The 25,831-nt window shown below is 61.8% G+C and carries 23 protein-coding genes; 9 read left to right on the top strand and 14 right to left on the bottom strand.

Annotated elements, in window-relative coordinates; translation table 11 throughout:
• Positions 1-15: 15 nt before the first annotated feature.
• Complete coding sequence (locus Q7P63_11955) at positions 16-1,035, bottom strand: rod shape-determining protein (protein MDP0500800.1); 1,020 nt, start codon at positions 1,033-1,035, stop codon at positions 16-18.
• Between the two features lie 202 nt (positions 1,036-1,237).
• Between Q7P63_11955 and Q7P63_11950 the strand changes: the two genes are divergently transcribed.
• Positions 1,238-1,603, top strand: a complete 366-nt coding sequence (locus Q7P63_11950; GenBank protein MDP0500799.1) for an arsenate reductase family protein — start codon at positions 1,238-1,240, stop codon at positions 1,601-1,603.
• Positions 1,604-1,672: 69 nt separating this feature from the next.
• Here the strand turns inward: Q7P63_11950 and Q7P63_11945 are convergent, their stop codons facing one another.
• Positions 1,673-2,470 (bottom strand): Cof-type HAD-IIB family hydrolase, encoded by a 798-nt coding sequence (locus Q7P63_11945; protein ID MDP0500798.1) that lies wholly within the window; start codon positions 2,468-2,470, stop codon positions 1,673-1,675.
• 408 nt (positions 2,471-2,878) lie between these two features.
• Here Q7P63_11945 and Q7P63_11940 point away from each other — a divergent pair, with 408 nt between their 5' ends.
• The 4 genes from Q7P63_11940 (at position 2,879) to Q7P63_11925 (ending at position 5,639) form a co-directional block, all read left to right on the top strand.
• On the top strand, positions 2,879-3,034 hold the full coding sequence (locus Q7P63_11940; GenBank protein MDP0500797.1) for a hypothetical protein: 156 nt from the start codon (positions 2,879-2,881) through the stop codon (positions 3,032-3,034).
• A gap of 75 nt (positions 3,035-3,109) precedes the next feature.
• Complete coding sequence (locus tag Q7P63_11935) at positions 3,110-4,450, top strand: RICIN domain-containing protein (GenBank protein ID MDP0500796.1); 1,341 nt, start codon at positions 3,110-3,112, stop codon at positions 4,448-4,450.
• A 162-nt stretch (positions 4,451-4,612) separates the two neighbouring features.
• Positions 4,613-5,089: an excisionase family DNA-binding protein gene (locus Q7P63_11930; GenBank protein MDP0500795.1), complete on the top strand. Its 477-nt coding sequence runs from the start codon at positions 4,613-4,615 to the stop codon at positions 5,087-5,089.
• The gene (locus Q7P63_11925) at positions 5,076-5,639 is read left to right on the top strand and encodes a PIN domain-containing protein (GenBank protein MDP0500794.1); all 564 of its coding nucleotides are present in this window, start codon (positions 5,076-5,078) and stop codon (positions 5,637-5,639) included. The genes Q7P63_11930 and Q7P63_11925 overlap by 14 nt, the downstream gene beginning before the upstream one ends.
• On the opposite strand, the gene Q7P63_11920 is transcribed toward Q7P63_11925, so the two are convergent.
• The 3 genes from Q7P63_11920 to Q7P63_11910 all read right to left on the bottom strand — a co-directional run bounded on the left by Q7P63_11920 (position 5,640) and on the right by Q7P63_11910 (position 6,927).
• Entirely contained in the window at positions 5,640-6,248 is a 609-nt protein-coding gene (locus Q7P63_11920) for a LysE family translocator (GenBank protein ID MDP0500793.1), read from the bottom strand. It abuts the gene before it with no gap.
• Positions 6,249-6,334: 86 nt separating this feature from the next.
• On the bottom strand, positions 6,335-6,691 hold the full coding sequence (locus tag Q7P63_11915; protein ID MDP0500792.1) for a DUF5615 family PIN-like protein: 357 nt from the start codon (positions 6,689-6,691) through the stop codon (positions 6,335-6,337).
• On the bottom strand, positions 6,688-6,927 hold the full coding sequence (locus tag Q7P63_11910; protein ID MDP0500791.1) for a DUF433 domain-containing protein: 240 nt from the start codon (positions 6,925-6,927) through the stop codon (positions 6,688-6,690). Before Q7P63_11910 ends, Q7P63_11915 begins: the two co-directional genes overlap by 4 nt.
• A 187-nt stretch (positions 6,928-7,114) precedes the next feature.
• Between Q7P63_11910 and uvrA the strand changes: the two genes are divergently transcribed.
• From uvrA to Q7P63_11890, 4 genes are all read left to right on the top strand, one after another.
• On the top strand, positions 7,115-12,766 hold the full coding sequence (uvrA, locus tag Q7P63_11905; protein ID MDP0500790.1) for an excinuclease ABC subunit UvrA: 5,652 nt from the start codon (positions 7,115-7,117) through the stop codon (positions 12,764-12,766).
• A gap of 113 nt (positions 12,767-12,879) precedes the next feature.
• On the top strand, positions 12,880-13,245 hold the full coding sequence (locus Q7P63_11900; protein MDP0500789.1) for a hypothetical protein: 366 nt from the start codon (positions 12,880-12,882) through the stop codon (positions 13,243-13,245).
• A 28-nt stretch (positions 13,246-13,273) separates the two neighbouring features.
• Complete coding sequence (locus tag Q7P63_11895) at positions 13,274-13,822, top strand: NUDIX hydrolase (GenBank protein MDP0500788.1); 549 nt, start codon at positions 13,274-13,276, stop codon at positions 13,820-13,822.
• On the top strand, positions 13,819-14,886 hold the full coding sequence (locus Q7P63_11890) for a M48 family metallopeptidase (GenBank protein ID MDP0500787.1): 1,068 nt from the start codon (positions 13,819-13,821) through the stop codon (positions 14,884-14,886). The genes Q7P63_11895 and Q7P63_11890 overlap by 4 nt, the downstream gene beginning before the upstream one ends.
• Positions 14,887-14,888: 2 nt before the next feature.
• Here the strand turns inward: Q7P63_11890 and Q7P63_11885 are convergent, their stop codons facing one another.
• From Q7P63_11885 to Q7P63_11845, 9 genes are all read right to left on the bottom strand, one after another.
• Positions 14,889-15,353 carry a hypothetical protein gene (locus Q7P63_11885; protein ID MDP0500786.1) on the bottom strand — a complete coding sequence of 155 codons (465 nt, stop codon included), beginning with the start codon at positions 15,351-15,353 and terminating at the stop codon, positions 14,889-14,891.
• 173 nt (positions 15,354-15,526) lie between these two features.
• The gene (locus Q7P63_11880) at positions 15,527-17,845 is read right to left on the bottom strand and encodes a hypothetical protein (protein ID MDP0500785.1); all 2,319 of its coding nucleotides are present in this window, start codon (positions 17,843-17,845) and stop codon (positions 15,527-15,529) included.
• Positions 17,846-17,920: 75 nt separating this feature from the next.
• A complete protein-coding gene (locus Q7P63_11875) occupies positions 17,921-19,417 on the bottom strand; it encodes a hypothetical protein (GenBank protein ID MDP0500784.1) in 1,497 nt (498 codons plus the stop codon).
• Positions 19,418-19,498: 81 nt separating this feature from the next.
• Entirely contained in the window at positions 19,499-20,563 is a 1,065-nt protein-coding gene (locus Q7P63_11870) for a glycosyltransferase family 4 protein (protein MDP0500783.1), read from the bottom strand.
• The gene (locus Q7P63_11865) at positions 20,560-21,483 is read right to left on the bottom strand and encodes a glycosyltransferase family 2 protein (protein MDP0500782.1); all 924 of its coding nucleotides are present in this window, start codon (positions 21,481-21,483) and stop codon (positions 20,560-20,562) included. The genes Q7P63_11870 and Q7P63_11865 overlap by 4 nt, the downstream gene beginning before the upstream one ends.
• Positions 21,480-22,604 carry a polysialyltransferase family glycosyltransferase gene (locus Q7P63_11860; protein ID MDP0500781.1) on the bottom strand — a complete coding sequence of 375 codons (1,125 nt, stop codon included), beginning with the start codon at positions 22,602-22,604 and terminating at the stop codon, positions 21,480-21,482. The genes Q7P63_11865 and Q7P63_11860 overlap by 4 nt, the downstream gene beginning before the upstream one ends.
• 23 nt (positions 22,605-22,627) lie before the next feature.
• Entirely contained in the window at positions 22,628-23,749 is a 1,122-nt protein-coding gene (locus Q7P63_11855; GenBank protein ID MDP0500780.1) for a glycosyltransferase family 4 protein, read from the bottom strand.
• Between the two features lie 15 nt (positions 23,750-23,764).
• Positions 23,765-24,928, bottom strand: coding sequence for a polysialyltransferase family glycosyltransferase (locus tag Q7P63_11850; GenBank protein ID MDP0500779.1), 1,164 nt, complete (start codon positions 24,926-24,928; stop codon positions 23,765-23,767).
• 1 nt (position 24,929) lies between these two features.
• The gene (locus Q7P63_11845; protein MDP0500778.1) at positions 24,930-25,814 is read right to left on the bottom strand and encodes an N-acetylneuraminate synthase family protein; all 885 of its coding nucleotides are present in this window, start codon (positions 25,812-25,814) and stop codon (positions 24,930-24,932) included.
• Between the last annotated feature and the right edge of the window lie 17 nt (positions 25,815-25,831).

Here is a 25,831-nt window from a genome sequence, read left to right as displayed (position 1 = left end):
GCGCAACGGTGCACGCTAAATCTTCATTTTCTGCAGCCAGGGCAGGTTTTCGAGCACCACGCCCGTGCCCTTGGCCACCGCGCTGAGCGAGTCTTCCGCCACGATCACCGGGAGGCCCGTCGCGTCGCTGAGCAGGCGGTCGAGGTTGCGGATCATGGCGCCGCCCCCGGCGAGCACAAAGCCGCGGTCCACCAGGTCGGCGGAAAGTTCCGGCGGGCAGCGCTCAAGGGCGTTGCGGACCAGTTCCACGATGGAGGCGATGGTGTCTTCCAGCGCTTCGCGGATCTCTTGCGAGGAAATATGCAGCGTCTTCGGCAGGCCGGCCACGGAGTCGCGCCCCTTCACTTCCAAGGTCAGCTCTTCGTCCAGCGGCGCGGCGGAGCCGATCTTGATCTTGATCTCTTCCGCCGTGCGCTCGCCGATCATGAGGTTGTAGGCGCGCTTCATGTAGTTGACGATCGCCAGGTCCAGCTCGTCACCCCCTACCCGGATCGAGCGGGTGAAGACGACGCCGGCGAGGGAGATGATCGCCACTTCCGTCGTGCCGCCGCCAATGTCGACGATCATGTTGGCCGTCGGCTCTTCGATCGGCAGCCCGACGCCAATCGCGGCGGCCACGGGCTCGACCAGCAGCTTCACGTCGCGGGCTCCGGCGTGGGTCGCACTCTCGCGCACCGCGCGGCGCTCCACTTCGGTAATGCCGCTGGGCACGGCGACCACCACCCGGGGCTGGGCCACGTGCACGTGGTTGCTGACCTTCTTGATGAAGTAGCGCAGCATCGCCTCCGTCACCTCGAAATCGGCGATCACGCCGTCTTTCATGGGCCGGAGGGCAGTAATGTTCATCGGCGTGCGTCCCAGCATCTTCTTCGCCTCATTCCCCACCGCCACCACTTCGCGGTTGTCGCTGTTGATGGCGACGACGGAGGGTTCGCGTAGAACGATGCCTTTATCGCGCACATAGACGAGGGTATTGGCGGTACCCAGGTCGATGCCGATATCGTTGCTGAAAAATCCGAGGGCTCGACGAAACATCCTGATGAGTGAGCGCATTCAATGGCACCCGCGTTGAAGACTCGCACATGGAAAACGCGTCGGCCCTAAAGTGCAACCCTGAAAGGAACTTACTACGCACCGGAAGTTCCTTATTTGGCTGCCGAATCCACCCGGGCACCGTTTGGCGCCGCCGAACGCCTTCGACCTTGCCCGAAACGGCCCCAGCCGCCACAAAGGACGCATGCCCGATGTCGTCGTTTACACCTACGCCAAGTGCTCCACCTGCCGCAATGCCACCAAGTGGCTGCGCGAAAACGGCATCGCCTTCGAAGAGCGGCCGATCCGCGAGACGCCCCCCACCCCGGCAGAGCTGCAAAAGATGCTCGATGTCTATCAGGGCGACATCCGCCGCCTCTTCAATACCAGCAGCGCCGACTACCGCGAGGCCGGCCTCAAGGACCGCCTCGACACCTGGACGCCCGAAGAAGCCTTCGCCGTACAGCAGCAGAACGGCAACCTCGTCAAGCGCCCCTTCCTCCTCACCGCCGACGGCCGCGGCATCGTCGGCTTCAAGGAAGACCAGTGGGCAGCGTTCTTTGGGAAGTAACTGTTGAAGCCTAAAGAATAAGTCCTCGGCGTTTACCGTCGGTGGGCGTTATCGAGGTCATCCATATGCTTACTCCCCCAGCACCATATCCACGGCGCGGGCGAAGGCGGTGCTGGGGTCGCCACCTTCGGGGGTTACGAGGCGGGCGGCTTTCCTGGCGTCTTCCCAGCCGTGGGCCATGGCGACGGATTGGCCTGCCCATTGGAGCATCGGCACATCGTTGTTGCCATCGCCGAAGGCCACGCAGGCTTCGCGGGGAATGCCGAGGTGTCCGGCCAGCTCGGCCACCGCAATGCCCTTGTTGGAGCTCTTGGACATGAACTCGAAAATTTCGTTGTGGGTCCGCACGAGGTAGGCGTCGAGCTCCTGGAGCTCCACCATGCCGAGGATCTGGTCGATCCGGTCGGTGCGGTCGAGCCAAAGCACCTTGAAGATCTCGTGCTTGAGCAGCTCCACCGGGTCGAGCAGCGTTACCTTGTGCCCGGAGAGGCGTTCGTAACGCTGCACGTATTCGTTGCTCCGGTGAGCGAAAATCTCGTCGCGCGCGTAGACGATGACGGTGTATTTCGCCGCCGCGCCCATCTCGATCACCTTGCCGGCTTTTTCAGCATCGAGCAACGTTTCGAAAATGATATTCTGGCCCGCCACATCGGTCACCAGCCCCCCTTGCATCGAGATGATCCACTTGATGCCCGGCAGCTCCGCCGCGATGCGTTGCATGCTGAGCAGGTGGCGGCCGGACGCGAGGACGGGCTGAATCCCCGCATCCTCCAGACGGCGCAGGGCTTTCAGGTTGTCGCGCGACACGCGCTTGTCGGGGCCCAGCAGAGTGTCGTCCAGATCGATGAGGGCGAGTTGGAGTTTCATAGCCCGCAGCATAGCCCAGAAGTCCTTCCGCGCCAAGAGGCTGAATCCGATTTCCCTCCACTCGTGCTGCCGCAGTTGCTGCCTTGCTTCGGCTATGATTACGTTAGCCGACTTATGAAAGCGTATTCCGGTCTCTGGCGACGCCCATGCGGCCAATCCACCGAGTAGAGCCTCTATTTTCGCCCTTCAGTGATTGTACGGACCTGGCCTGAGCAGAGCCGCCCAACGCCCTCAAAACCATACACAATCATCTAGCACAAGACTTACTCATAACTATCATTAAATTTTCTGACTGTTAGATTTCGGAAGATTGGTTGCTCTATCCAAACAAGGCTAGCGTAAGCCTCTCAAAGCTACTCCTCTTGGCCGCGGTATCCCCCCGCAACCCCAAACCCACCTAGGATCCATATGAGAAAAGCTACCGCCAAGATAGCTACCCCCACCTTGTCTGCCCATCGCTGGACAGGCGCAGGCGATCACGACGACGCCTTCTTCTACGCGCGTCTTCCCCACCACCCGGCGAGCAGCGGCAGCCAGCCCTGCGCCCGCCTTGCCCGGCACTGATCCGCATCCGCAAACCTGGTTCCCCCCGAACAAACCATTATCATGAAGACATTTCTATCTTCTCTCCGCAGATGCATGGCGCTGGTTGCGCTGGTCACCACCGCACTCACCACCAACCTGCAGGCTGTCGGCGGCTTTGCCAACGCCTCCGGCGGCGCAGGCGGCCCCACCGTCACCGTAACCAACCTCTCGCAGCTCACCGCTGCGATCAATCACGACAACCCTCAGATCGTGCAGGTAAGCGGCACGATCAACCTCGGCTCGTCGAGCGTGCGTTTCGGCTCCAACAAGACGATCATCGGCGTCGGCACCAACTCGGGCTTCATCGGCAACCTCAAAGGCGTCGATGAGAGCAACGTCATCATCCAGAACCTCAACTTCACCAACCCCAACAGTGAAGGCGATGGCGACGGGCTGACGCTCGACGGTTGCACCAACGTGTTTGTCACCCACTGCGCGTTCGTCAACTGCGGAGACGGCTCCCTCGATATCACGCACGGCTCCGATTACATCACCGTCTCCTGGTGCAAGTTCTCCTACACCTACAACAGTGGGCACAACTTCGTGAACCTGATCGGGCACAGCAACAACAACGCGTCCGAAGATGCAGGTCGGTTGCGCGTGACCTTCCACCACAACTGGTGGTCGACGCTCTGCCACGAGCGCATGCCGCGCGTGCGCTTCGGCCGGGTGCACACCTACAACAACTACTTCAACGCTCCCGGTAACAACTACTGCATCCGCGCCAGCATCCAGTCCGAAGTGCTCGCCCAAAACAACTACTTCGAAAACATCAGCACTCCCTACGAGTACTACGCCCCCAACGGGAAGATTCGCGCCACCGGCAATACCACGGTCAATTGCTCTGACGTACAGTCCTTCAACGACTCGGTCTTCACCCCGCCCTACGCATACTCGCTCGAAAGCCCCAGCGCTGCCCGCTCTGCCATCATCGCCAGCGCCGGCCCCGTCGGCGGCGGCAGCTCCGGCATCACGGGTGTAAAAGTGATCGTCAACCGTGCGAGCGGCCGCGCCATGGATGTCTACGAATGGGACAACACCAACGGCGGCAACATCGCCCTCTACGACGTATGGGGCGGCGACGCCCAGCGCTTCCAGGTGACGAACATCGGCGGCAACACCTACACCATCCGTACCATCCTCCCCGGCAACCGCTCGCTCGACGTCTGGGGCCCCTCCAGCGCCGACGGCACCAACGTCGCGCTCTATGACTACCTGGGCGGCTCGAACCAGCAGTTCACCATCACCCCCACCTCGGGCGGCTACTACCGCATCACGCCCAACAACGCCCCCAACTCGGCGGTCGACGCCTTCGGCACCGCCAATGGCGACAACGTGGGCATCTGGACCTACTGGGGCGGCGACGTCCAACAGTGGCGCTTCCAAAACCCCTGAGTTTTTTGGGGAAAGCACCCGAAAACGAGACATGAAGCACAGCAACGAGCGGGGCACAGGCTCCGCTCGTTTTTTTGCGGCTGCGTTCGTTTTCGATATAACGATTTTGATTGCAGCGAATATAGCGATTATGGTGTTTATTGCGTCAACAGGAGCACCACCATGGCAACCAGCACTCTCACCAGTTCGAATACGCGCCTCGATCCCTCCACCATGGAGGACGAGAAGCTGGCCCAACTGATGGCCACGTTTTCCAAGCCCGGCCACGTCGCGTTTATCGACGCGGAAGGCCAACGTACCGAAATCCCGGAACCATTTTACCACCACCTGATGCGCCTGGTGCGCCTGTTGAACGATCGCCAAGCCATCGTCATGATCCCCGAGGACGAAACGTTCACCACCCAGGCGGCGGCGAACTATCTCGGCATGTCGCGTCAGTTCCTGATCGACCAAGTGCTCGACGCGGGGCAGCTACCTTTCCACCGGGTTGGCAAGCACCGTCGCATCTACTTCCGCGACCTCCTCGCCTGGGAACGCCAGCGGGATGAGAAACGCCGTATCGCGCTTGACGAGCTGAGAAAGACCATTGACGAGGCTGGCTTTTACGACGCGTCCTATACGGGCGATGCTGAGGGCTGATTTTCGTGTGTTTCTGGATGCATGTGTGCTGGCAAACTATAAGGTCTGCGACCTGTTGCTTTGCTTGGCGGAGCGACCACGTCAGTTCTCACCTCACTGGTCGCAGGAGGTGCTGAAAGAAACTCACCGCACCCAAGTCAATAAGCTCAAGTGGCCAACGAAGCTCGCTGACCACTTTCGAGATCAAGTCACGCAAACGTTTCCCGAAGGCTGCATCTACGGATTCGAGCACATCATCGCCGGACTTCAAAACCACCCGAAAGACCGGCATGTGCTCGCGGCTGCCCTTCACGGCCACTGCAACCTGATCCTCACCTTCAACCTGAAAGATTTCCGTCCCGAGCACCTGCAACCACACGGGATCAGCGCCTGCCACCCACAAGACTACCTGCTGGTGCTCTACGAAATGGACGCAAAGCAGGTGATCAGCCGCGTCGCCGCGATTGCCGCCAAGCGGGGCCTCTCGGAGTTGGACCTGTTGATCAATCTGGGCAAAGCCCTCCCCCACTTCTCATCCCGACTGATTGACGAACTTGGGCTGGTGCCCTGATCACCGCCACATCATCGGGATCGTCGCAAGCAGCAGCAGGGCGAGCAGGATAGTGACGATGCGGCGGCTACGGTCGTTGCGGAAGAGCTTGGCGAGCAGCTTACCGAAGAAGGTCCAGGTGTGGGTGGAGAGGATGCAGACCAAGGTGCTGCCCACGACGGCGACCAGGCAACATTCGAAAACCGTATAGTAATCGGGCAGGATATTGACTGCCGTGACGGCAAACACGATCGCCTTGGGGTTGATGAACTGGAAGCCGAAAGCTTCCACGAATCTCAACGGACGCGCCGTCTGTTCGCTCTTTTCCTGCAGACCGAGGCGGCCCGCCTTCAGGATGCGGTATGCAAGGTAGACCAGGTAGCAGGAGCCCAGCGCCTTCATGATGACCTGCAGCGGTGGGTAGGCGTGGTAGGCCGCTCCCATCCCCAGCGCCGCCAGCAGCATGACAATCGCACAGCCGCCAATGACGCCCAGGATATGCGGCCACGTGCGCTGGTAGCCGAAATTGATGCCGCTGGCCGTCAGCATCACATTGTTCGGCCCTGGCGTGAGCGACGCCACAAGCATGAAATACACGAAGGGCAGCCCCGATACGATCAACGAAGACATAAAATGCCGCCCACGCTAGGCCCTCCGCTTCGGCTTATCAAGCGAGGAGGTGAAGCATGAATATTAAGGCACGGTCCGCCATACGTCTACAACGGCCGCTGACGAAGCTGGCTGGGGCTCATCAGCGTCGAGTATTTACCTACGAAGGCGATTGCGGGTGAAGCAGCCAACGCCAGAAGAACCTCGGCGGGCTGCAAAGGCGTATCCGGCTCAAAGCGCATGTAGATCACCCCCGCTGGAGGAGGTAGGCGCTTCTTGAAGATCAATTCCCCGTAGTCGCGGTCAAAGGTCCAGATTACCCGGCCCTCCCGCTCCGCCCAAGCAAGGACCTCTTCATCTGGTATCCCTGCCCGAAGGTCCATCACGCTTGCCACATTCCAGCCTAGGCTCTTCAGCCGAAGCACAGACGGCCGGGGCACATTCTCATTGGCGAGCAGCTTCATGCTTGCGCCGCATCCAGGGCGAAATACGCCTCATCTCTCATCGCCTCGGCAGAGAAAGCAAAGACCGCCCGGAAGGCCTCCCGCGTCAAATGAGGGTAAGATTCAAAAATCTGCTCTTCCGTCCAGCCTTTGGCCAGCAATCCCAGCAGAAACTCCACGCTCAGGCGGGTCCCCTTTACGGTCGGCTTACCCGCTAGAATGCGCGGATCGGCCACAATATATTCCTGCCAGTTCACAGGCCTCAACTTAACATACTTACGCACGCTGGCGAGCGAATATCAGCGTGGGCGTCTGCCGCACCCGTGCCTTGGTTCAGGGCAGGCTACCTCGATCACCCTCCTGAAGCCGTTCCCTCAGGCGCTGCACTTTCCGCAAAATCCCCGTAGACAAGGTAGAAACATGTGATAAGTTGTTCACTTGTTTATGGAAGATGCCGCCGCTCCTTCGGCCATCCGCTTGCGTGGGGTGCGCCAGAACAACCTGAAGAACTTCGACCTCGACTTGCCGCTGGGGCGCTTGATCGTGGTCACCGGGTTGAGCGGCGCGGGCAAGTCGTCCCTCGTCTTCGAGACGCTGCACGCCGAGGGCCAGCGGCGCTACGTCGAGACCTTCAGCCCCTACGCGCGCCAGTTCATGGACCGCATGGACCGGCCGGAGGTGGACACGATCGAGAACATCCGCCCGTCGATCGCGATCGAACAGACCAACACCGTCAAGACCAGCCGCTCCACCGTCGGCACCATGACGGAGCTGACGGACTACTTCAAAGTCTGGTTCCACCATGTGGCCGAGCTTTTCGACCCGGCTACGGGCGAGAAGATCGAGAGCGACCACCCGGCGAGCATCTGGGCCAAGGCCCGCGCGCGCTTCCCCGATCAACGGGTGCTGCTCTGTTTCGCCGTCGAGCGGCTGGGCAAGCTGAGCTGGACGGAGGTCATCGGCTCGCTCATCGGCCAAGGCTACACCCGCATCTTTATCGACGGGCAGCTCCACCGCCTGCAGGGCGAAGCCGCTGCCGCCACCGAAGCCCTGCCGCTGGACGGCGACCCGACCCTGATGGTGGTGCAAGACCGCCTGACGCTGGCGGACGACCAGCAGACGCGTTTCATCGAATCGGCCCAAACGGCGCTGCACTTCGGCCAAGGTACGCTGTATCTCCTCGACGACAAAGGCGGGCAGCTAGCGAAATACATGGAGGGCCTGCAGTCGCCCGTCACGGGGCAGATCTTCCGCCCCGCCCAGCCCAACCTCTTTTCGTTCAATTCGCCGATTGGCGCCTGCCCCACTTGCCGGGGCTTTGGCCGGGTGATCGAGATCGACGACCGCCTCGTCATCCCCGACGCGAGCCTCAGCATTGCCGACGGCGTGATCAAGGCCTTCAGCGGCGCGGTCTACAGCGAGAGCCAGAAGGATTTAATGCGCGCGGCCAAAAAATACGGTGTGCCCACCAAGACGCCGTGGCGAGACTTGAGCGAGGAACATCAGCGCTTCGTGATGGAGGGCGAGCCCGGCTACGGCACCGCCGGTAAGGAATGGCCCCACGCCTGGTATGGCGTGCGCCGCTTTTTCGAGTGGCTGGAGAGCAATACCTACAAGATGCACGTGCGCGTCTTCCTCTCCAAATACCGCGCCTACATGCCCTGCAAATCCTGCGACGGCACACGACTGCAGCCCGAGGCCCTCAACTGGAAGTGGCGCGACTATCGCCTGCCCGACCTCTACCTGATGCCGGTCAGCGAGCTGTTGCAACTGATGGAGGCCTACGTGGCCGAGCACGTGGAAGGCGAACGTCAGGTGGACCTCGCCCTGCACGCCATCCTCACCCGCTTGCGCTATCTCGACCAGGTTGGCCTCGGCTACCTGACGCTCGACCGCAGCTCGCGCAGCCTTTCCGGGGGCGAAACCCAGCGCGTCAACCTCACCTCGTGCCTCGGCACCGCGCTGGTGGACACCCTTTTTGTACTGGATGAGCCGTCGATCGGCCTGCACGCGCGCGACATCGACCGCCTTGTCGGCATCCTTCGCCGCCTGACCGATCAAGGCAACACGGTGGTGGTGGTCGAGCACGATGAATCCGTCATGCGCGCCGCCGATCTCGTGCTGGAAGTCGGTCCCAAGCCGGGCAAAGCGGGCGGCGAAATCACTTACTTTGGCCCGCACCGCGACCTGCACCGCGCCGAAAACTCCATCACCGCCGCATACCTGACCGGCAAGGAGCGCATCGCCCTGCCCAAGCGCCGCCGCAAGGTCGAAAAGGCCAAAGACCTGCCGTGGCTGCACATCCGCGGCGCCACCAAGCACAACCTGCAGGGCCTCGACCTCGACTTGCCGTTGCAGCGCCTCGTCGTGCTCAGCGGGGTCAGCGGCTCCGGCAAATCCACCCTGCTCGACAATGTGCTCTACCAGGGCTGGCTCAACCAGAGCGGCCGTGTGAGCGACGACCCGGCCCAGATCGAGCGGCTGGAGAGCGACACCGGCTTCAGCGAAGTCGTGCGGATCGATCAAGGGCCCGTCACGCGCACGCCGCGCTCGAATCCCGCCCTTTTCGTCGATGCGTGGGACCCCATCCGCACGCTGTTCACCCGCACGGAGGCAGCGCAGCAACGCGGGCTGCAGGTGGGCGACTTTTCCTTCAACAGCGGCGAAGGACGTTGCAGCCATTGCGAAGGCCTGGGCTACGAGCGCGTCGAAATGCAGTTCATGGCCGACGTGTTTGTCGAGTGCCCCGTCTGCGAAGGCCGCCGCTTCAAGCCCGAGATCCTCGAAATCACCTGGCAGGGCCATTCGGTCGCCGACCTGCTCGAAATGACGGTCGACGACGCGCTGCAGGTCTTCGCCAAGCAGAGTAAGATCAAGCACCGCCTCGGCCTGCTGCAGGAGGTGGGGCTCGGCTACCTGATGCTCGGCCAACCGCTCAACACCCTCTCCGGCGGCGAAAGCCAGCGCCTGAAGCTCGTCAAATACCTCGGCCAGCTCGACGCCACCACGCAAAACGCCCTCATCCTGCTCGACGAGCCGACCACCGGCCTGCACCGCCACGACATCCGGCGTCTGCTGGGCGTGTTGCAGCGCCTCGTGGACCAGCAGCACAGCCTGATCGTGATCGAGCACCAGATGGACATGCTCGCTGCCGCCGACTGGGTGGTCGAGCTGGGTCCGGAAGCCGGTGCGAAGGGCGGAGAGGTCGTTTTTGAAGGCACGCCGGAAGCTCTCGCGCGCGAAAAGACGGCCACCTCCGGCTTTCTCGCCGAAGCACTCGCCGCCGCCGAGGCCGATTACGCCCCACAACTGCAGGTGGCGGAAGCCGTCCATGACCACGGCAGCAACGGCAAGGTCGTGCCCTTTGCCGCCTACCAAGGCAAGCTGGAGGTCGAGGGCGCGCGCCAGCACAACCTCAAGAACCTCACGCTGGACATCCAGCACCGTTCGCTGACCGTCGTCACGGGCGTCAGCGGCTCGGGCAAGTCGTCGCTCGCGTTCGACATTGTGTTCGCGGAGGGCCAGCGCCGCTTCATGGAGTCGATGTCGGCCTGGGCCCGCCAATACGTGGAGCAACTGCCCCGCCCCGAGATCGACGACCTGCGCGGCATCCCGCCCACGGTCGCCATCGAGCAGCGCGTGACCCACGGCACCCGCAAGAGCACCGTCGCCACGATCACGGAGGTCGCGCAATACCTGCGCCTGCTCTACGCGCGCCTCGGCACTCAGCACAGCCCTACCACTGGCGAGCCCCTCGTGGCGCTCTCGCCCGACGCCCTCACCCAGCACCTCGACCGCGCCTTGCGCGAGCGGCTGGACGAGGGGCAGGCGCTGCTCTACCTCTGCGCTCCGCTCATCCGGGGCCGCAAGGGACACCACCAGCCGCTGGCCAACTGGGCCCGCGATCACGATTTCAAGCTGCTCCGCATCGACGGCAGTCTCGTGCCGGTGGCAGACTTCGAGAAGCTCGACCGCTACCGCGAGCACGACATCGAGGTGGTCTTCGCCACCGCCCGCGCCTCCAGCAAGGGCTACGCGCTGGAATCGAAGGGCGAGAGCGTCGACGCCAAGACCGTGCTGGCCGACGCGCTCAAGCTGGGCAAGGGCGCGTGCTTCCTCGCGGGACCGACCGGGCGCCTGCTGACGTGGTTCTCGACCCAGCGTACCGACCCCGCCACCGGCGAGGCCTTCCCGGAGCTGGACCCGAAGCACTTTTCCTGGAACAGCAACAAGGGCTGGTGCCCGACCTGTCGCGGCTACGGCTACTTGTATAGCTGGATGGGCTCCGACGAAAACTGGGAGCACGTGGAGGAAGGCGAGGTCGAAGACGGCCAACTTTGCCCCACCTGCCACGGCGAACGCCTGCACGCCCAGGCACGCGCCGTCTACCTGCACCTGCCCGGCGGGCGCAAATACAACCTGCCCCAGCTGCTGCGCCTGACGCCCAACGACTTGCTCGAAACCATGCGCGAGCTGGAGGTGGACAAGCGCGGGGAGGCCATTTTGCGCGACCTGCGGCCCGAGATCGAGGAGCGCCTGAAGTTCATGGATGCTGTCGGCCTCGAATACCTGACGCTCGACCGCTCGACGCACACCCTGAGCGGCGGCGAGGCCCAGCGCATTCGCCTGGCATCGCAGCTCGGCAGCAATCTCAGCGGCGTGCTCTATGTGCTCGACGAGCCCTCCATCGGCCTGCACGCGCGCGATAATGAGCGCTTGATCGCCTCCCTCAACCGCTTGAAGGAGAAGGGCAACACGCTGCTCGTCGTCGAGCACGACGAAGATACGATGCGCGCCGCCGATTGCATTATCGACCTTGGGCCGGGTGCCGGCCATCACGGCGGTGAACTGCTCGCCATGGGCACGCTGGACGAGATTTCGGAGCAGGAGCGGTCGTTGACCGGCCACTACCTCGCGCGCGGCATCCCCCACCCCCTGCGTGGCAACTATCGCCCGCTGCCGAAGCCCTTCAAGCCCCGCAGCCGCAAGGAACAGCCCGAATGGCTCGTGCTGGAGGAGCCGCGCCTGCGCAACCTCAAGGGTCACGACCTGCACCTGCCAACTGCCCGCCTGGTGATGGTCTGCGGCATTTCCGGCGCGGGCAAAAGCACGCTGATCCGCGACACGCTGAAGCCGACCGTCGAGGCCGCGATCAAGCAACAGCTCGAACGCCTGCCTGGTCAATTGGCCAGCGGTGCGGAGGGGCGCGAGGCCCTGCCCAACCTGCCGCCATTCAAGCGCCTGCGTGGCGGCCAGCCGTTCCGCGCGGTGATCGAGGTCGACCAGAGCCCGATCGGCAAGACCCCGCGCTCGACGCCCGCCACCTACATCGGCGCGTTCGACCTGATCCGCGAGCACTTCGGCCAACTGCCGGAAGCCAAGATGCATGCTTACGGTCCCAGCACCTTCTCCTTCAACACCAAGGGCGGGCGCTGCGAAACGTGCAAGGGCGCGGGGCGCGTGAAGCTGGAGATGAACTTCATGCCCGACACCTATGTGGATTGCGACGACTGCCACGGCGGCCGCTACGGCCCCGAGCTGGAGGAGATCCGCTGGAAGGGCAAAAACATCCGCGAGGTGCTGGCGATGGATTTCGAGGAGGCGGCCGAGTTCTTCAGCTTTAGCAGCCGCCTGCAGGCCATGCTGCAGCTGATGGTCGATACCGGCCTCGGCTACCTGACGCTTGGCCAGAGCAGCAACACCCTCAGCGGCGGCGAGGCCCAGCGCGTGAAGCTGGTCAGCGAGCTGGCCCGGTATGCCGGCGAGCGCCCGCGCGTCGACGTGATGCCGCGCAACCTCTACATCCTCGAAGAGCCGACCATCGGGCTCCACCTGCGCGACTGCGAGCGTCTGATCGAGCTGTTGCAACGCCTGGTGGACCAAGGCCACACGGTCGTCGTAATCGAGCACCATCTCGACTTGATCGCCGAGGCCGATTACGTGGTGGAAGTAGGGCCCACCGGGGGCGAAGCGGGCGGCGAAATCCTCTACCAAGGCCCACTCCACGGCCTGCTGGAGGTCGACCGCTCCCCTACGGCACCTTTCCTCCGTGACCATTTATCCCGTTATGCCAAAGGTGACAAATCGTTGCAGTAGTGGCGATCACGTGACATCTACCGGGATAAATCGCTTTTTTGTTTGCTTCTCCGAGGTAATGCTATCATCTTCACACTCAACGTTTCGGCGGTTTCTCAACCCGGTTATTGCCTATGCCTGTTCTCGCGCATCGTCCGTCAGTCTCCGAAGTTTGCTCCAAAATCAAGAAGCTTCGGACTTCTGAACCCATTGCAACCGAAACGCCTGCCCCCGAGCCTCCCGAGTCCGTCTCCCTCTATGTAGGGAATCTGGCCTACGGGGTCCAAGAGAGCGAAGTGAAGGAGCTGTTCGCCGGTTTTGGCGAAATCTCCGAAGTCCACTTCGTCATGGACAAGCGTCGGGGTCGCTTCCGCGGTTTCGGTTTCGTCCACCTCAGCCCTCCCGGTAACGCCGACCAGGCAATCGAGGCGCTCAACGGCCGTGAATTCCAGGGCCGCCGCCTGATCGTCAAGGTATCTCGCCAGGAAGACGAGGAGTAACCTCGGCCACGGCCGACCGATCGCCCATATGGAGGAACGCGTCCTTGCGGAAACGCCTTGGCTGAGCCTGCGGGAGCGCACCTTCCACACGCGGCACGGAGAGCCCAAAAGCTGGAGCTACGTCACCCGACCCAATACGGGGGGTGGCGTTTGCATCATCGCCACTACCACCGACGAGCCGCGCCTGGTTATCCTGGTGCGGCAGTTTCGCCCCGCCATTGCCAAGACCGTGCTGGAGTTCCCGGCCGGTCTCCTCGACGCCGACGAGGCACCCGAGGTCGCCGCCCTGCGTGAGTTGCAGGAGGAAACCGGCTACGTCGGCCATGTCAGCTCTGCCGGCCCGCTCGTGATGAGTTCCCCCGGCATGACCAACGAGGGCAACTGCGTCGTGGAGGTGCAGATCACCGGCCAAACAACGGCAGCCCCCGAAGATGACGAGAATATCGAGGTCTTGCGCTGGCCGCTGGCAGAGTTGTTTCCACGTCTGCAGGCCGCAGTCGCCGCAGGCGAAGTCGTCGATGCCAAGCTTTGGTGTTACGCGCTCGGTCGCCATTTGGCAGCGGCGGAGGCTCCGTGAAAGCGCGGTGGGGTGCCTATTCCGCCCTGCTCTGCCTGATTGCGGCGCTGCCCACTGGCTGCATCGGCCCCACCTTGCAGGCCCCCGCCATCGACGCGGCCGCGCTCGAAACCGAGACGCGCTACCAGCAGGAGGCTTTTCTCCACGAGAGCAAGCGCCTACGCTTGAAGCTGTTCCGCGCCTCCTACCCGTTGTTCGCCGGAGCGGTCGCATTTGGGCAACTGCCTACCCGCCCCAGCCTCGGCATCCTGCTCTACCACCCCTCCGCGTCGCCTGAAAACCTGCGAGCGGCAGCCGAAGCGCTCTGGCCCATGCCGCAGGGCCTCCGGATCTGGGCCGTGGCACCCGGCAGCCCAGCCGAAGCCGCCGGCTTGCGCGCCGACGACCTGTTGCTGGCAGTGGATGACGCATCGTTACCTGATGGACCCGACGGCTTGCCGTTCCTGCTCTCCCAGCTCACCACTGAGCACGATCTGCGGCTCACCATCCGCCGAGGCGAGGAGGAATTGACGTTCACCGCGCGCCCTCAGCCCATCGCCGACGTTACCATCCAGCTGAGCTGGCGGCAGGAGGCCAATGCGCGGGCCAGCTTCACGCAGATCGAGATGCAGGCGGGCATGATCCGATTTTGCGAGACGGATGCGGAGTTGAGTTTCGTCATCGCCCACGAACTCGCGCATGTGATGCTCCACCATGTGCGCAAGACCTTGCTGAATTACGCGACCGGCACCTTGGCCGACGCCGCGCTGATGGTCGCCCGCATCCCCAGCCCCAATGCACTCGGCCTCGCCGGAGCCACCCGCTATGCAAAGGAGTTCGAGATCGAGACCGACTACCTGAGCCTGTATTTGCTAGCCGCGAGCGGGCTGGAAATCGCCGACGCCCTGCCCTTCTGGCGGCGGATCGGCTTGCTGCACCCGCCACGCGAAGCCGAAGGCGTGCCGCTCTTTCCCTCGCACCCGGATACGGCGGAACGCTACCTGCGGATGGAAGCGGCGATCGAGGAGATCCGCGCCAAGGAGGAGACCGGGCAGCCGCTTTTCCCAACCGGCTGGGTCCATTAACGTTAGATCTGAGCCAGGTAGAGATACCAAAACGAGACCAATGGACGATACAATCCTTGCTGCACTGCGGCCTCATCAAAATCCTCTTCCTGCAACTCCCGATCCGTAGTCTCCACCTGCTGTCGGGTATAAACCAGTCCCTTGGAACAATAACCGTATAGATCGTCGCGGTGGTCGAGCCGCAGATAAATCCGACCATCAGCCTCCCGCGTGATGAAATCGACCTCCGCCTTGCGCAGCAATTCGCGGTAGCTTTCAACCCGGCGGTTACCTACGCGCTCCATCTGGTGCTCCAGCGAATCGCCTCGCTCCCTAAACGTCTCCCGGCAGACAAACAGCACCTCCTCATCTGCCTCCATCATGCGCACCAGGGCTTCCAACTGCGGACGGTACGTCTCGAAGCGCAGGCGAATGGTATCGTCGCTCATCATCCGGGCGGGCTTTTCGCTGCACGCGATGAAGCACATCGCAAAAGATGTCCAAACAATCAGTGCTATTGCCCGCATGATAATTGAAAGGTTTGTTAGTCTGCCGGAGGCATGCAAGCTGATTTCCAGCGCAGACCGCCTTAGCAAGGCACGAAAAAGCCACTTTTTGTGTAAAAGTGGCGGAGGCTACGATCAAACTGGCAAGTTACGCGTCAGTAGTTGGGGTCTTCGAAAAAGCTGATCCCGACCTTGACTGCTCGACCGATCGAGAGCGTGCGGAACGAAAGGTGCAGCGACACGACGTCTTCGGCCTGCAGAGTAGCCCCGGGGCGGAGATTGCCAAAATACATCGGGCGGAAATCTTCCCACCGATACCAGCGCTCGTTTGGCGCGTTCGGCAGAGGCTCCGAATCAATCGAGGTCCACATCGTGCCAAAGCGGTCAATCAGGATCAGGCGCAGGTCGAAGCGCTTGTTCCACTCTTCAGCGCTGCGGAGGCGAAATGCACCCTCGCCGGGCATGCCGTCGACCATCGCCACTGCCACCCGAGAACGCGAGGCGTCGATCTTGCCGCGTGTCAGCTCCAGCTGGAGCGCAATATCGCCCAGCCCGTCGTCTTCGAGCGCCACGACATCTACCCCGTTCATCCCATGCCAGATGCCGGAGCGGGAGGTGACTTCATACCCGAAGGGAAAAGCGGTATTGAAGAAATCCAGCTGCCCTTCGGGCCCTTCGACATGAGGACGGAGCCGAAGGGTCTCCGTTCGCTGACGAGGGGGCAAAGGGTGGTCGCGCAGCTCAGTCAAATCCCGAGCCTGAGCAAAGCGGTCGTCGGTAAAGTTACGAGGGACGGGCCAAATGGTGCCGTTCGAGGGCTCACCCGTGTAGCGCAAAGGTAGTGGCTCATCCACCACAGCCACCGGGATAGCCGCCAGTTCGTCAGCCTCGGGCAGGGTCTCGACCGAAAAGGCGAGCACGGGATTGGGAGCGGCGATCACCTGATGGCGTTGGCGCTCGACCACCGGCTCCGGCCCGCCAGCCAAGGTGATAAACTCCGCTCTGAACTCACCTTCAAGCAACGGCCCGGCTTCCCGGCGGAAGGCCAGAGGCAGGCGCACCACTGAGAGGGGCCCGATCTCTACCATACTCGATTGGCCCGTCGTATCGAAGGGGTAAGGCTGGTCGAGCACCTGAAAGGCGTCATCGATCACCGGTTGGCCCATCAGTGCCGCATGGGAACCCGCAAAGCTCCAGCGGACGAAGCCACTCACGGGTTTTTCGCTGAAATTGTAGGCGCGCAGCTCTCCATAAATCAAGCCACGCTCGTGCGCAAATTCGGGTTGCCACGTCAGGGTTCCCGGAGCACCTGCGAGCTTGGTCGCCGTAGCAGGAGAAGCCACGCCAGGCAGCCTGGTTTCGTCTTCCGGCACAAAGCGATAGGCGGCATTAGCCTTGCTTGGCCAGACAGAGCGAGGTGCAGGCAACCACTGCATCACGACCGGGTGTACCTGCTGCGGCGCCTTGATTGCACGTCCATCGGGCGGATTCAGCTTCAGGTCGCGCGAAACCTTGGCGAAGGATTGCCACGCCGGGTAAGGCGTTTCGGCGGAAAAGAGCAGGTCGAAATTACTCTCGCTGGAGCCCTTGAGCGCGTAAGGGATGTAGACCGCTACTTTTTTGTCCACGGCGGTATTCGCGGTCAGTGCAATGTAGCGGGCTTGTTCGCGGCGAAAGAGCGGGTCGGTCGGGATATCGCCTTGCAGGTGCAGGGTGTTGATTTCCGTAACCCAGACAGGCGGGTCGACCGGCAGGGTGGCATCGTCTGCCCGGTGGGCGCTGTAGACGGCCCGCATGCTGTCGACGAAATCGCCAAAAGAAGGCTCCCACCCGTAATAATGGAGGTTGAGCGCATCCTGATAGCTAAAGAGCCCATTGGCCGCCGCTTCCTCCAGCCAGGGACCGACGCCGGTGCCGAGGCCGGGCATCAAGACGGCAGCCGCGTCTCGGTCGCTGGGCCGGTAGCCACGGTTACGCGTCAAATATGGGCCGGTGCTGGCGGCCCCTGCTTTCAAGCCAAGGTAAAGCGCCTTGTGGTGCGCCGTTACGCGGTCCGGCAAGTCGCTGATCCAGCTCAGGTCTGGCTCGTTGGCTCCAAAATAGATGCGGGCATAGTCGCGCAGGTCGTAGCCGAGGCGTTTGCTCGCCTGAAAGACGGCCAGCAAATCATCCTGCAGAAAAGCGTTTTCCTGCGTAGTCAGCCGCGAACCGCCACCCGCAGGTGGGTGGGTGATGATGACAACCGGCTCTTGCCCCGCCTCGCGCAACAGCTTGAGCCGGGGACGCAACTCGGGCGTGTAATAGCCTTGCGCGTCCACCCGCGTCCAGAAGGTCGTGAAAGCATAGGTGATGTCGGCATCCTCGGTCCGCTGAAGGTAGCTCTTCAGCGTGTCAGAGCTCTGGTGGTGAAACCACACGTAATTAGCCCCCCACCCCGGCTCCAGCGATTCCACGGAAGCGGGGGCGCCACTCAAAACCGACGCAAAAGCGACGGCAGCAGCCCCAAAGAGGCTTTGATTGCGTAGAAGGCCCATAGAACGTGGAAAGGATTACCGAGACATCGGGCGCCGCATCCCCGGCTGCGGCATCGGGCGAGGGCCTGGGCGCATCGGCGGTCGAGGATTCCAGCCCGGCGTGGGGTCTTGCCAACCGCGACGGCCTGGCGGCGGTGGCGGTGGCATTTGCGGGATCAAGCCTAGCAACATGGGGGCCAGGCGCGGATTCTGTCTTAGCTGCTCCTGCAAAGCTATGTTCATCCCCATGGAGAATAGCAGTACAAACGCACTCGGAAGCATGAGTGTCTCCCGCGGGAAACTTTCCCCATATTGGAAAGCCACAAAAAGAATATAAGTATAGTAGAAAGCAGGAACGGCGCGATTTTGTGCAATTCTGGGGAGCCTCGGGATCGAGGAGATAAACATGAGGTTAAATGCCATAAACAGAGGAATACCTCCGTAATAGAGGAGAAACAGTGCCTGGTTATCGAAATAACCAATGCGACTGACGAATCCCGTGAAGACTTGCGTCCACTGAAATCCCCACAGCAAAATCATCGGTGCTTTATCGAAATCTGCCAAAATAATCCCCCACCACATCATCCGGGCCATAGTACTTCCGATCGCAGCCATCGGTAAATCACCCAGAAAAAGCGTCGCGAGGACACTGAAAATCATGGGGAAATCCACGAAAATCAAGAGGGTCATCCCAAACCATAGCAACACCGCATAAGCCCTCATGAGCAGTGAATTGCGGTGAAGCCCAAACAACGTGAAAATAACGAGAGGGGCCATTGCCGCGATGCCTACCAAGCCTGCCCGCATCCCTGAAATAATCGAAATATAGGCAAACCAAAGTCCAATACCAGCGAAGCAAAAAGAAAGCATAATCGCGGACCAAGACTTGAATCGGGTGAATACGATCCCTACCCAAGAAAGGATCCATCCTATGCACATTAAACTGCCAAAAGCATATGAGTCTCGCTGCAGCCCATTCAATCGACGCCATCCAGAAACATAGAGATTTCTCTGATTCACGACATCCTTACCAAAAGCTGTAGAATCTTCTAGAAATGCGGCTCGATTAATTAAGAAAATTCTGCGACTCTCCAAAAACCCAACAAAGCTCTCACCAAGTAGATATATTATTAGCAAGCCAAAAAGCAGCTGCGCATGGCGCTTAGTGAGATTCATGAACACGTGGAATCCAAAGAGAATAAAGAAATTCCACATAGCCACAATTTTGGCCATAAGAAGAAATCCACGCCGGCCGCCCGGCGCAAATGCTCCGGGCAAAATGACGACAAGGAACAGAGCCAATGGAATTACATAACCAAGCGGGATGTGGCGACCTTGACGGTAGAAAAGAAACCAGATGAAAATAAAATTACTAAAGAGCAACAGCAGGTCGCGCCCGTAGACCATCTTGCCTAACGTAATGTGAAGCAAGCCGCTCGGCAAATACAGGAAAAATTGTATTACCCCCAACCAGAACAGCCAATCCGGGAGCCGGAAGCGCTGGAAGTCAAAGAGAGGCAGATAGGCCGACATGAGGCCTGCGGGTCGGCGAGCGGGAATCATAGGACGATAGAAAGGTGAGGATGCATTTAATCGCGGCTGAGGCAATGGCAATCAGGCAGAGCCGAAGGGCGTGCCTTCTGCCACTTGGCGGTAGACTTCGAGGTGGCGATGAGCGATCACGGGCCAACCAAACACGTCGAGCATGCGCTGCCGGTTTTGCTGACCAGCAAAGCTGCATTGTGCGGGCGAGTTTGCCAACTGTTGAAGGTAGGATGCAGCCGTAGCAGGCTCTTTAGCGGGATACCAACAGTTTCCGGTCGTGCCAAAAAGATAGCCCCGCAGGGCCGAGAGGTCGGTACACACCACGGCGAGTCCGCAACTGGCCGCTTCGAGCAGGGCATTGTTGGCGGTGGCCCCGGAAAGCGGCAGGAAAAGCACATCGCTGGCCCGATAAAGATCGAGCAGCTCGTCATCGGAGAGGCCGCTGAGGCCGTTGAAACGCGGGTCATTACCCACCCGCTCCTTCAACTCGGCCACGATCTCGGGGCGACTGAGGACAGTGAAACGCACATTGGGCAGGCGGGCGACAGTCTCGCGAAAGACGGCATGCCACTGGTCCCAATCGCGCAGCCAAGCCCCCACCGTCAGGACTTCGAGCGGGGCATCGCTACCACGCTGGCATGGGGTGGCAGCGGGGGCAAAACGGTCGGTATCGATGCCGTGGGGGATCGCGACGAGGCGATCGTGCCCAAATACGCGGGCGTAGTCTTCCGCCTGCGAGGCATCGAGAATGATAATCGCGTCTGCCCGCTGCGCTGCACGGAAAAAAGGCGCACGTTGCTCACGGGTCGCTTCGAGGCCTTCCGGCGGCTGGTGAGCCGTCAAGACGTAACGGCCGCGCTGGGGCAGCCACCCCTGCTGCACCGTCGCCTCCGAATAAATGTGGTGCAAAACGGCCTGCGGATAGCGGTTCGCGACGCGGCGGATGCGCCATTCCTGGAGCCAGAAAAACGAACGCACCTTCTTGAACCCCGCCCGGAAGGCGGTTGCTGGCAGGGCTTCTTCGACGCGCACCACCCGACATTCGGGCATGTAGTCGAGCAGGCGCGCGTAAGACGAATACTTCCCGTGGTGCGGGAAGCAGAAACCGTACAGGATGGGCGTTTCCGGGCTCATGCGGCTCCGCTCGACTTTAGCTTACGATAACGCAGGAGCCCCCGACGCTTGCCCTTGGCGCTGGCGTGGCGCACCTTGGCGGTAAAGCCCTTGAGCAAGAACGGGCTCGTCAATTCCTCCAACAAATGGTTCAGCTCGCGGCCTTTGCTGGGCTGCTTGATGCCTCGAACGAGCAGCAGCATTTCCTCGGTCTCCGAACCGCGCTCCACCAGGCGGAGGAGGTAGTCCTTTTGCACCCGGCCAGCGGGCATGAGATGGATGGCGCGGAGCTGAGGGAAGCGCCCAATCCCGTAGCCGAGGTCGCAGCTGCAGAAAGCGATGTCGGTATCGCCGGAGGAGGCGAGGTCTTTGCCTTTTCGGTCGAGGCTCTGGCGGAGCTGGCTGTTCTCGAGCTGCCGAATGAATTCCAGGGCCACTTCTTGCCGCAAAATCATCCCGGCACCGCAGGGGCAGAGCGCGGGCTCGTAAATGTTACCCCACTCTGGCTTGTCGATGAGGCAGATCGCGAGACGGCGCACAAAGGGGCGCACCTCTTCCGCCGGTTCGGCTTCGAACTCCGGCTCGATCCGACCGCTGATGGCGCCCATTTGCGGGAACTGCTCCAGCAGCTTGAAGCCCTGCTCCAGATAGTCGGGGGAGAGCACGTTGTCGTCGTCCACCATCACCACGAGCGGTGCCTGAGCTTGGCGGAAGCCGCAGATGCGGGCGGCAGTCAGCCCCAGCTTGGGCTCAACTACGACCTTGCCGTTGGGATGCCAAGCGAGGTCGAAGCGGTCCGCCAGTGGCTGGTCCGACGCGTTGTCGACCAGGATGAATTCCCACTCACCGAGCGGCAGCGTTTGCCCCCGCAGGCCGTCGATCGTGCGCTGGAGAAACTCCGGGCGGGGGTTGTGGGCACAAATAATGACAGAGAATTTCATTCGGATTCAGTAGGTTGCCACTGCGCGAGCGGCTCACTGTGGCGTTGGCAAAGCTGGAGCACCTCATCCAACCCGCCGCCTAGAGCGGGCAGGCTTTCCGGGTAAGGCAGGTGATAGCTTGGGATCCCAAAAAAGCGGGGAAAGTAGAACAGGCAGCTCGACATCAGCGAAGCGACTGCCCGGAGGCCGCTTTGGCCAAAAGCCACTTCGGCAGGCAAGAGGTCCATTTCTGGCAGCCAGGTGACGCGAGGGGAAGCGCTTTTTAGCACCAGGTATTCGCTGCAAAAGCGGGGCATGCGCGGGTGAGGCTTCCAGAGGACACGATAGCCTGCCTCTGTGGCGGCTTGAAAGGCGGCCACGGTAGCATCCAGAAGCCGTTCGTAATCATGCCGAAGCGTCCAAAGCAGGTTTTCTCCCAGGAACAGGATGCAAGGCTCTTCATAACGAGGGAGTTCGCTGCCGACAAAGCTGCAATACAAGGCGATTTCTTCTCGCACCCCCGCCTCTGGTATCACATGCCGCGGCACCCCTGAATCGGCTTGGACGGGAAGCTGATCGGAGAGAATGCCGTGAAAGGCAGCCGCAGGGGGCAACGCACGGTTCTGCAACATCTGCACCGCCTTGTCGTAGAGCGGCGGGCAGAGGCGGTTTGGCCCGGCGTGGCGCCCACGCCCCAGGCCTGGGCCTAGCCAGCGCCCGAGCTTCTGCGGCATGGCCGGGCCTGAACTCAAGGAAAAGGACGCGGTGTAGCTGTGCAGCCCCTCCTCAAACATATGAAAGGAAGCACGCGGGAAGAGCAGATAAAGCGTGGAAGCCAGATGCGTCTTGGGAGAACCGCACCAGACCTCTTCCACGGGCAGTCGCCGGCCGGCGAGTGCGCCTGCCATCGTCTCCATCATGCGAGCAGGTGGCAGCCCCGTGAGATCAAATACCTCCGCCTGGGGGAAGTAGTGAGCCGCGAGGCGCAAGAGAAGCTGGTGAAGCCGCGTGTTGGCGGCAGCCCCGGTCAGGACCAACTTCCAACTGCCCTCTTCGGTGGCTCCATGATGCGCACGGATGGCAGCCCGGGCCACGATAAATTGCCAAGGTCCATTGAATGCGATGATGCGGCAGGAAGACATGGGAAGGGAGCCAGGAGAGGCCTCTATTGGCCAATCAGCTGCAGGAGGCGCTGGGCGAAGACGGCACCCGGCTCGGCCGGCACGGCAGCACGGATTTGCTGGTAGGCGCGTTCGCCGATTTCACGCAACTGCTCCCGGGCGGCCCAGGCTTCCTCCAGCGCGCGGTCGAGCGCACGCACGTTGGGTCCGTCGGCGACAAAGCCCGTCTCACCCCGCACGAGCAGCTCGGCGTTGCCAGCCACTTCCGTGACAATGCAGGGGCGCCCGCGCATCATGGCTTCGACGATCACGATAGGCAGGCCTTCCTGACGGCTAGGGAGCACCAGCGCGTGGTGCTCTCTCCAGATGCCATCGACATCGCTGACGTGCCCGCGGAAAGATACGTTGTTCAGCCCCCAGCGCTCGGCCAGCAGCTTGAGGCGCGCTTCCGAAGGCCCGGTGCCGAAAAAGCTGACGTGCAGGTTTCGCCCTTGCCACTTTTGCTGCTGCAGCACTTCGAGCAGCAAGTCGCAACCCTTGTGGGCGTTTGCGAGCCGGCCAACGAAGGCCAGCTGCAGGCCCTCATTCCCAGGCCAGCTAAAGGGAATGTCTCGCGACACCTGGTAGGGGTTGCGGACGACTTCGCTGACGGGCGCAACTGCGACAAACTGCCGGTAGGCACCGCGCTGGTTGCTTTCGCTAACCCAAAAGGCGGCGGCCGCGCGCTCCAAGGCCTTGGCTCCTCGCGAGATGACAGCTTCATCGGGCCAGATCGACTCGATGAACGAGTGGCAGAGATGCGCGTATGGGATGCCCAACTCGTAGGCGGCCTCCGTCCAAACGGCAGGCGGCACTTGGTAGCCGTTGTTGATCAGCAACAGGTCTGGCCGGAGCTTGGCCAGAAAATGCTGGGGATTGGGCGTAGTCAGCCTCTCCGGCGAGCGCACCAGCCGGAAGACTTTCGGCAGGCGGCGCCAGTGGTGCAGCTGTACGCCCTCGCCTTGCAGCTTCTGGAGGGCCGGCACCGTTACCCCCGGGTGCAGCATCGTGCAGGCAGAGACTTGGTGGCCTTGCCGGACGAGATGGCTGGCCGCATCGGCCCACAGCAATTCGCTGCCCCCCCAAGGGGTGCCGTCCATCGTGCTGAGCATCAGGATATGTGCCATAGAGGAAGGGGGCCTTTAGGTCTCGGTCGATTGAGGGACAAGTGTAGCGGGAGGTAAACGGTCAATCGGCATCACCTCCGCCTCACTGAGCGCAAGGACTTCCTTGAGCTCCAGCGGCAGGTCGATCGCCTCCCAAGGGAAGGGAAAACGATAGCTGGGGATATCGAAATAACGCGGGAAGTAAAAGCAGGCCGAAGAGAGCATCGAGATGACGCCGGCCAGGCTCGGCACCGCGAAAGCCACTTCGGCCGGTGCCATGTCCAGATCGGGCGCGCGCCGCAATTCCTGATCGTCAAACCGGCTGATCAGCTTTTCCGTCAGCGAGGCAGCGGCCCGAGGGTGTGGTTTCCAGTAAACCTGGTAGCCGAGGTCGATCACATGGCGAAGCCACTGGATCGTGAGGTCTTCTACCGCTGCAGCCTGATCGCCCATGATCGCATGCAGGTTGTCGCCCAGGAAGAGCAAGGTGGGCTGATCGAATTCCGGGGGCTGGTAGCCAATGAGCTGGCGGAAGGCTTCCACCTCTGCCTGCAGGATCTCCGGGCGAATAAGCTCTTGCGGATGCCCGCGCGCAAAGTCAGGCAGCAAGTCGTTGAGGAGGCCGTAATAGCGGGTGAGCGGCAGGGAATTCTTGAATTGAAGCCGCCGCAGGACTTTGCGGTACAGCTTTTGATTCACCCCAAACAATGGCGTAAGCGCGGAATGTGTGAGGGCGGGCCCTGTGATCGCCGCAAGCTGGCCCACCCTGCTGCGTCCCGCCGTGCGGGGCAAGGTGGAGAAGGTCGGGGCATACGTCACCAGCCCATCTTCGATCCCCCAGCACCGGCAACCCGGGCTGATCAGATTGACGCACCGGACGGGAGGCTCTGTCGGGAAACAGGTCCAAAAATCACTGTATCCGCTCGCGCCGCGACGTCGCATCAACGCGAGGAAGAACTGCAACAGCTCGTGATCCCAGGCGGCAGTATAAGGGACGTCGATGACTTCGACGCCCGGAAACCCCAGGCGGCACAGCTCCGCCAGGCGCTGCCGGAACTCCGGAGAAGATCGGCCGCCGCTAACCGCGACGACCCACTCTTCCGGCGTCACCGTCTGCCCCTGCTGGGCCAACACGGCACGTGCCAGGATGAGATGCCACGTGCCGGTGATCCACAGGATCTTGAGCTTGTGCTGAGCCATCTTAGCGGGGCTGCCACTTCAACTTCTTGCGCTGCACTTCTTCGATCGGCAGCACTTCCTGCTTCTTGTAGGTAAGGGCCTGGTGGGTGGCGCGGAGGTCGCGGCAGAGGCGGCGAATACCGTCGGGCTCAAGCGAGGCCGCGTGGTCGGTACCCTTCCAGGTGCGGTCGAGCGTGTAGTGGCGCTCGATCCATTCGGCGCCCAGGGTGTACCCAGCGATGTCCACGGAAATGCCGAGGTGGTGACCGGAGAAGCCGATGCTCTTCACGCGCTCGGCGAAAGTCTGGCGCAGGCGGGTGATTTCCAGCAGGCAGATGTCTTCGAACGGCACGGGATAGCCGGAGGTGCAGGCGTAGAGCACGAGGCTCTTGGCACGGCCACGCTCTTCGAAGAAGCGGACGACCTTCTCTTCTTCCTCATGCGTCGTCATGCCAAAGGAGAGGTGGACTTCGCCTTCGTAATGCTCGCAGAGGTAGCCGAGCATCTCCCAGTGCATGTTGCAGGCAGAGGGGATCTTGATCAGCTGGGGGTTCAGCGGCACGATCTCGCGGGCCGAAGTGGTGTCCCAGACCGAGGTGCTGTAAACGAGGCCGAATTCCTCGCACCAGTCCTTGAGCTGGCGGTGCTGATCGGCATCGAGCTCGAGAAATTCGCGGTGCTCACCATACGTCTTGCCATAGGCGTGGATGGGATTGGGGTGCGGGGCGGCATACTGCTCAGGCGTGAGCAGCTCGCGCGGGTTGCGCTTTTGGAACTTCACGACGTCGGCCTTGCAGAAGATGGCCGCGGTCGCGATGAGTTCGCGCGCAATGTTCATATCGCCCTTGTGGTTGCAGCCCACTTCGGCGATCACCCGGGGGGTGCGGTATTCAATCGGTAAGCTCATGACGATTCCAGAGAGAT

This window comes from Verrucomicrobiota bacterium JB022 (assembly GCA_030673845.1).
Taxonomy (GTDB): Bacteria; Verrucomicrobiota; Verrucomicrobiia; order Opitutales; family Oceanipulchritudinaceae; genus WOUP01.
The sequence above is the reverse complement of the archived record's forward strand: the minus strand, read 5'-3'. Positions and strand labels throughout refer to the sequence as shown.

Excerpts from the sequence above, each read along its gene's own strand:
- Q7P63_11895 (MDP0500788.1), top strand. The coding sequence starts at position 13,274 with ATGGAGGAACGCGTCCTTGCGGAAACGCCTTGGCTGAGCCTGCGGGAG.
- Q7P63_11885 (MDP0500786.1), bottom strand. The coding sequence starts at position 15,353 with ATGTGCTTCATCGCGTGCAGCGAAAAGCCCGCCCGGATGATGAGCGAC.
- Q7P63_11935 (MDP0500796.1), top strand. The coding sequence starts at position 3,110 with ATGGCGCTGGTTGCGCTGGTCACCACCGCACTCACCACCAACCTGCAG.
- Q7P63_11945 (MDP0500798.1), bottom strand. The coding sequence starts at position 2,470 with ATGAAACTCCAACTCGCCCTCATCGATCTGGACGACACTCTGCTGGGC.
- Q7P63_11920 (MDP0500793.1), bottom strand. The coding sequence starts at position 6,248 with ATGTCTTCGTTGATCGTATCGGGGCTGCCCTTCGTGTATTTCATGCTT.
- Q7P63_11855 (MDP0500780.1), bottom strand. The coding sequence starts at position 23,749 with ATGGCACATATCCTGATGCTCAGCACGATGGACGGCACCCCTTGGGGG.
- Q7P63_11950 (MDP0500799.1), top strand. The coding sequence starts at position 1,238 with ATGCCCGATGTCGTCGTTTACACCTACGCCAAGTGCTCCACCTGCCGC.
- Q7P63_11940 (MDP0500797.1), top strand. The coding sequence starts at position 2,879 with ATGAGAAAAGCTACCGCCAAGATAGCTACCCCCACCTTGTCTGCCCAT.
- Q7P63_11865 (MDP0500782.1), bottom strand. The coding sequence starts at position 21,483 with ATGAAATTCTCTGTCATTATTTGTGCCCACAACCCCCGCCCGGAGTTT.
- Q7P63_11955 (MDP0500800.1), bottom strand. The coding sequence starts at position 1,035 with ATGTTTCGTCGAGCCCTCGGATTTTTCAGCAACGATATCGGCATCGAC.
- Q7P63_11900 (MDP0500789.1), top strand. The coding sequence starts at position 12,880 with ATGCCTGTTCTCGCGCATCGTCCGTCAGTCTCCGAAGTTTGCTCCAAA.
- Q7P63_11925 (MDP0500794.1), top strand. The coding sequence starts at position 5,076 with ATGCTGAGGGCTGATTTTCGTGTGTTTCTGGATGCATGTGTGCTGGCA.
- Q7P63_11875 (MDP0500784.1), bottom strand. The coding sequence starts at position 19,417 with ATGTCGGCCTATCTGCCTCTCTTTGACTTCCAGCGCTTCCGGCTCCCG.
- Q7P63_11930 (MDP0500795.1), top strand. The coding sequence starts at position 4,613 with ATGGCAACCAGCACTCTCACCAGTTCGAATACGCGCCTCGATCCCTCC.
- uvrA (MDP0500790.1), top strand. The coding sequence starts at position 7,115 with ATGGAAGATGCCGCCGCTCCTTCGGCCATCCGCTTGCGTGGGGTGCGC.
- Q7P63_11860 (MDP0500781.1), bottom strand. The coding sequence starts at position 22,604 with ATGTCTTCCTGCCGCATCATCGCATTCAATGGACCTTGGCAATTTATC.
- Q7P63_11915 (MDP0500792.1), bottom strand. The coding sequence starts at position 6,691 with ATGAAGCTGCTCGCCAATGAGAATGTGCCCCGGCCGTCTGTGCTTCGG.
- Q7P63_11870 (MDP0500783.1), bottom strand. The coding sequence starts at position 20,563 with ATGAGCCCGGAAACGCCCATCCTGTACGGTTTCTGCTTCCCGCACCAC.
- Q7P63_11850 (MDP0500779.1), bottom strand. The coding sequence starts at position 24,928 with ATGGCTCAGCACAAGCTCAAGATCCTGTGGATCACCGGCACGTGGCAT.
- Q7P63_11845 (MDP0500778.1), bottom strand. The coding sequence starts at position 25,814 with ATGAGCTTACCGATTGAATACCGCACCCCCCGGGTGATCGCCGAAGTG.